The organism is Schlesneria sp. (assembly GCF_036405755.1).
In the GTDB taxonomy this organism is placed as follows: Bacteria; Planctomycetota; Planctomycetia; order Planctomycetales; family Planctomycetaceae; genus Schlesneria; species Schlesneria sphaerica.
In genome coordinates this window covers 1-5,021 of sequence record NZ_DASWWZ010000643.1, presented here as the reverse complement: position 1 = coordinate 5,021, position 5,021 = coordinate 1, and the positions used below count along the sequence as shown (strand labels likewise).

General features: G+C 56.1%; 5 protein-coding genes. 4 read left to right on the top strand and 1 reads right to left on the bottom strand.

Going from position 1 to position 5,021, the window contains the following annotated elements; genetic code table 11:
* Positions 1 to 243 precede the first annotated feature (243 nt).
* Positions 244 to 1,893, top strand: coding sequence for an acyl-CoA synthetase (locus VGE80_RS21420; RefSeq protein WP_440594057.1), 1,650 nt, complete (start codon positions 244 to 246; stop codon positions 1,891 to 1,893).
* Positions 1,894 to 2,038: 145 nt separating this feature from the next.
* Here the strand turns inward: VGE80_RS21420 and VGE80_RS21415 are convergent, their stop codons facing one another.
* Complete coding sequence (locus VGE80_RS21415) at positions 2,039 to 3,049, bottom strand: DUF1559 family PulG-like putative transporter (RefSeq protein WP_440594056.1); 1,011 nt, start codon at positions 3,047 to 3,049, stop codon at positions 2,039 to 2,041.
* A gap of 96 nt (positions 3,050 to 3,145) precedes the next feature.
* Here VGE80_RS21415 and VGE80_RS21410 point away from each other — a divergent pair, with 96 nt between their 5' ends.
* The 3 genes from VGE80_RS21410 to VGE80_RS21400 all read left to right on the top strand — a co-directional run.
* A complete protein-coding gene (locus VGE80_RS21410; RefSeq protein ID WP_440594055.1) occupies positions 3,146 to 3,544 on the top strand; it encodes a hypothetical protein in 399 nt (132 codons plus the stop codon).
* 123 nt (positions 3,545 to 3,667) lie between these two features.
* Entirely contained in the window at positions 3,668 to 4,459 is a 792-nt protein-coding gene (locus tag VGE80_RS21405; protein ID WP_440594054.1) for a phytanoyl-CoA dioxygenase family protein, read from the top strand.
* Positions 4,460 to 4,521: 62 nt separating this feature from the next.
* Positions 4,522 to 5,021, top strand: a 500-nt coding sequence (locus tag VGE80_RS21400) for an MFS transporter (protein WP_440594053.1), incomplete at its 3' end; no start/stop codon positions are given.

The following is a 5,021-nucleotide window of genomic DNA, read 5'->3' as shown; positions in this document are numbered from 1 at the left end:
TTGACAGAACTCCGTCAGGCTCGCCCCGACATGGAAATCAGCCGATAGACGATGCTTGCAGGAATGGTCTCGCATTTACAGATCGTTCCAGCTTCTTCTCGTATCGCGCTCGGGTTTCTGTCTCGGTTTGTATAGAGTATGCCCCAAACCGGTGATGGCATTGTGGTGGCGCCTCACGACAGAATACACAGGACAAAATTTAATAGCGCCGTGAATGCTGCGGCTTCGAAGGGCTCTTGATTGATGTCCAACGCTCCTTTTTTAACCAACCCCTATGACTGCAATCTGGACCAGGTGGAAGCCAACTTCGCCCCCCTGACTCCTCTCTCATTCCTGCAGCGAGCCGAAAAGGTGTACCCCAAACGAGTCGCCTGGGTGCACGGGGACCAGCAATCCACATATACCGAGTTCGCGGAACGATGTCGGCGGCTGGCGTCGGCGCTGGCAAAACTGGGCATTGGCCGAGGGGACACCGTGGCGATCATGGCCTCGAACGTTCCCCCCATGCTGGAAGCGCATTACGGTGTTCCCCTGACCGGCGGGGTCCTCAATGCTCTCAACATTCGGCTGGAACCTTCCACAATCGCCTTTATCCTGGAACATGGCGAAGCCAAAGTCCTGATCACGGATCGTGAATTTTCGGCGACAATCCAGCCAGCACTGGAACAACTGAAGAAATCCGGGCGTACTCTGACCGTCATCGACATCGACGATCCACAGTATCAAGGGCCAGGCCATCGTCTCGGAGGCATGGACTACGAAACATTTCTGAAATCAGGCGACCCTGACTATCACTCTGTCGTCCCTTCGAATGAATGGGATGCCATCGCGTTGAACTACACCTCTGGAACGACGGGTAACCCCAAAGCGGTCGTCTATCACCACCGCGGCGCGTATCTCCTCGCGATGGGCAACCTGCTGGCGTGGAACATGACCGCAGCGCCGGTGTATCTGTGGACGCTACCGATGTTCCACTGCAACGGATGGTGTTTTCCGTGGACGCTCAGCGCCGTCGGAGGCACGCACATTTGCCTTCGACGTGTGGAGGCGGGAGCGATCATCAATGCAATCAAGCAACATCGCGTCACGCATCTGTGTGGAGCCCCTATTATCCTCAACCTGCTCATCCAGTCACGTGATCAGATTGAACTGGACCGCACAGTGGAAGTCATGACGGCCGCGTCGGCTCCTCCCAGTTCGGTCATTGCCGGCATGGAAGAAATTGGATTTCACGTCACCCACGTGTATGGACTGACGGAAGTTTACGGTCCCGCCACCGTATGTGACTGGCATCCTGAGTGGAATGACTTACCACTCGAAGAGCGATCCCGATTGAAGGCGCGTCAGGGAGTCAACTACGCCGTCCTCGAAGGACTGATGGTCGCCGATCCCGCCACCATGCAGCCCTGCCCTGCGGATGGAAAGACCATCGGGGAAGTCATGATGCGGGGCAATATCGTCATGAAGGGTTATCTCAAGAATCCCGAGGCGACCCTGGAAGCATTTCGCGACGGCTGGTTCCATACCGGGGACCTGGCTGTCCTGCATCCAGACGGTTACATCGAACTCAAAGATCGATCCAAAGACATCATCATTTCCGGTGGAGAAAACATCTCGACCATCGAAATTGAAGAAGTCCTTTCCCGGCACCCCGCCGTGCTGGATTCAGCCGTCGTGGCCATGCCCGACGAAAAATGGGGCGAACGTCCCTGTGCCTTCATCTCGCTGAAATCTGAGACGGGTCTGACGAGCAGCGACATCATCACGTTCTGCCGCCAGCATCTCGCAGGGTTCAAAATTCCCAAAGCGGTGGTCTTTGGTCCTCTCCCCCGAACATCAACGGGAAAGATCCAGAAAACGCTACTGCGAGAACGGGCTCGCGAGCTCCAATGAGAAGCGGGGGGAATGGATTCCCGCCGAAGAGGGTCCGTTACTTCAGTCTGCGATGGGGCTGAAATCACCCGGATCGCTGCAATCCCCTCACCACCAGTCAAGCGGTGATGAGGCGTCCGGGTGAATGCCCTCAGGCCGGAAGTGCTCAGAACTCGCCGATGATTTCCCCACCGTTCCGACTGCCGATTCCCCGCCATAATTGCGCGTCGATGCTGTCGCTGACAAATCGTCCTGACCCGTCACACATCAACAGGTGCGTTCCACCTACGTGCATACTTCGGGCCGCCTTCCAGCCGACCGCAGTGTAGCCGGCAGCCGCTGAATTGGTGATACAGTCCCAGTTCTTTGAATTCGGTGTGTAGTAGTGATTGTACGACGTATTGCGTATCTCGCCCGAGAACCAGAGAAACTGACGCAGGGTCTGAACGTTCCACATCGACGCTGATGCACAAGCGGCATCATCCACGGTTCCGTACGTCGTGAGATAGGCATAGGACTTTTGAGCCCCATTCGGCGGCACAGGTCCGGGTGAGTTTGTTGCCCCATCCCCTAGAATACTTTCGGACATACACGCAGTGTTGCTGGTCCCGTCACTGATGTCGGCAATGCGAACCTTCGAATTGGCGAACATCACACCGTCAGAGTTGTACGGCGATCCGTTTCCCGACGCATAAACGCCACTTCCCTGATTCCCGCAATAGTTCGAGGGCCCCAGGGCTGCGACGCCGTAAGCTCCACCAAGAGACTTCGACTTGTCACTGGGACACAGAAATGACGGAATGATGGTCCCTGCAGCAATCTGATTGTTCGGATCGGCAATGTCGTAGGGAGCGGTCGCCGCATATGTCGGAGCGTTCAGATTCATCAGGTTGTAGAGGTTTGCCTGATCGATGTAGGGGCTGAGATAAGCGAGCACCCCCCAGTTCCCCGCACTGTAGGCATAGTTGCCACCCGGGACGAGGTTGGGCGGAAACGTCGAGTGGGTGCTTTCATAGTTGTGAAGCGCCAGCCCAAGTTGCTTCAAATTGTTCTTGCACTGCGTTCGGCGGGCCGCTTCGCGCGCCTGCTGAACCGCTGGCAGGAGCAAGGCAATCAGGACAGCGATAATCGCAATCACAACCAGCAGTTCGATCAGTGTAAACGCCCGACGTTTCATAGCAATTCCAGCTGAAATACGGTCAGTTGCAACAACCCTCTGACATTCATTAGAATATCAGTGCGTAAATTCCGCAAGGCTTCCGAGAGCGATCACATGCCCTTTCCTCCCAAACCCCGACGGCAAACTCGTTTATTTCTTTCGCTGTTCCTGCTGTGGACAACAGGACTGGCAGGATGCGGAACTTCGCCCCCCTCTGACAGGTCGAACATGATGGATCAGGTACTGGGAGCTCTTCAGGTCCAGGGGGCAGCCAAACGAGACGCCGCCCTGGCAGAAGCCTGTCGCCAGTCCGCCGACGCGGGCGATGGTTTCGCCGTGATGCAGGGGCTACCGCTGATCCAGCAGGAATCGCTGAGAAATCAGGTCGCGGTCGAATGCGCGGAAGCACTCTCTGGCTGCGGTAAACAGAACGAAGCAATAGACGCTGCCAACCTGATTACCAAAGAGGAACAGCGAGAGGAACTGGTCAACCGACTTGAGGCGGGGACCTGAGGAACTCGAGTCGGTATCGGTTATTTTTGCCAATCGCGCACGACGTCGTTCATCTTGACTTACTCGTCATCAATCCAGCGTGTGTGAGACTGGATTCAGCAGCATGCATGAGGAGATCCGTCATTGGTTAACCTTCCCGCGGACGTGAGTTTGGTCGCCGCACCACCGTTATTCGATCAATGGAAGAAGGACGGCTTCTTCATGATTCGAAACTTTTTCTCGACCGATCAGATCGAATTGCTGCGCCACGAATCCGATCGACTGCTGACCGAACACCGCCATTTGATTTCACTGCGGAACCTGCGGTGCCGCTACATGCCGCACCACGAAACAGGCGAGCTCCTGTTCGAGGTATTCGATCCGGTCAACGATATCTCACCCGTCTGCACCCGATTTTGCGATGACGCTCGCCTGGCGGCGCTCCTCGAATCGCTTTACGGTGAGCCTGCCTGTCTCTTTAAAGAGAAACTGATCTTCAAGCCCCCCGGCGCACAGGGATATCAGCTCCATCAGGACATACCCCAGGGATGGAAGGGATTTCCTCGAACGTTCCTGACCGTTCTCATCCCAATTGACCCGAGCACCGAAGAGAATGGCTGCACAGAAGTCTTTTCAGGCTACCACAACGATTTTCTCATGCAGGATAGCTCGGTCTACATGCTGCCGGATGATATTGTCGATCCGCAGCGAAAAACTTGCCTGGCACTCAACCCGGGCGACATTGCCGTGTTTCATGGATTGACGCCTCATCGTTCCGAACCGAACCGTTCAACACAAATGCGCCGCGTGTTCTACGTGAGTTACAACGCCCTGTCCGACGGGGGTGACCAGCGTGACGCTCATTACGCCGAATTTCGTGAGCGGCTCGCTCAGCACCGTGCCGCACAAGCTTCCGCGTCGGTGTACTTCGAGTAAACAATGACGGACCGATCCCACCCTGTTCAAATCACGATAGACAAGGATTGAGTGAGCGAACGATGTCACGCGAAACAGGTTCCCAACCCGTGCCCCGGGGTTCCCGCTACGGCTGGGTCATCATCGTGATTGCGGCCATGGCCATGGTCGCCACGCTGCCCGGTCGTACCCACGGACTCGGCATGATCACCGAGCGTCTGTTGGCGGAAGAACGGTTCCACCTTGAGCGTGTCCAGTACAGCAATATCAATTTGTGGGCGACGTTGCTTGGAGGGCTATTCTGTCTCCCCTGCGGCTGGCTGATCGACCGGTTTGGAATGCGGATCACACTGACGGCGACAATCGCAGCACTGGCCGCAACCGTGCTTTGGATGACACGAATTAACGATCTGCCCACCTTGTCCGTTGCGATTCTGTTGACGCGTGGATTCGGACAGAGTGCTCTTTCGGTCATCAGTATCACCATGGTCGGCAAGTGGTTTCGGGACAAGATCAGTCTGCCGATGGCCGTCTACTCGCTACTGCTGACCGTTGGTTTCATCTACGCCAGTATCGCGGCCAG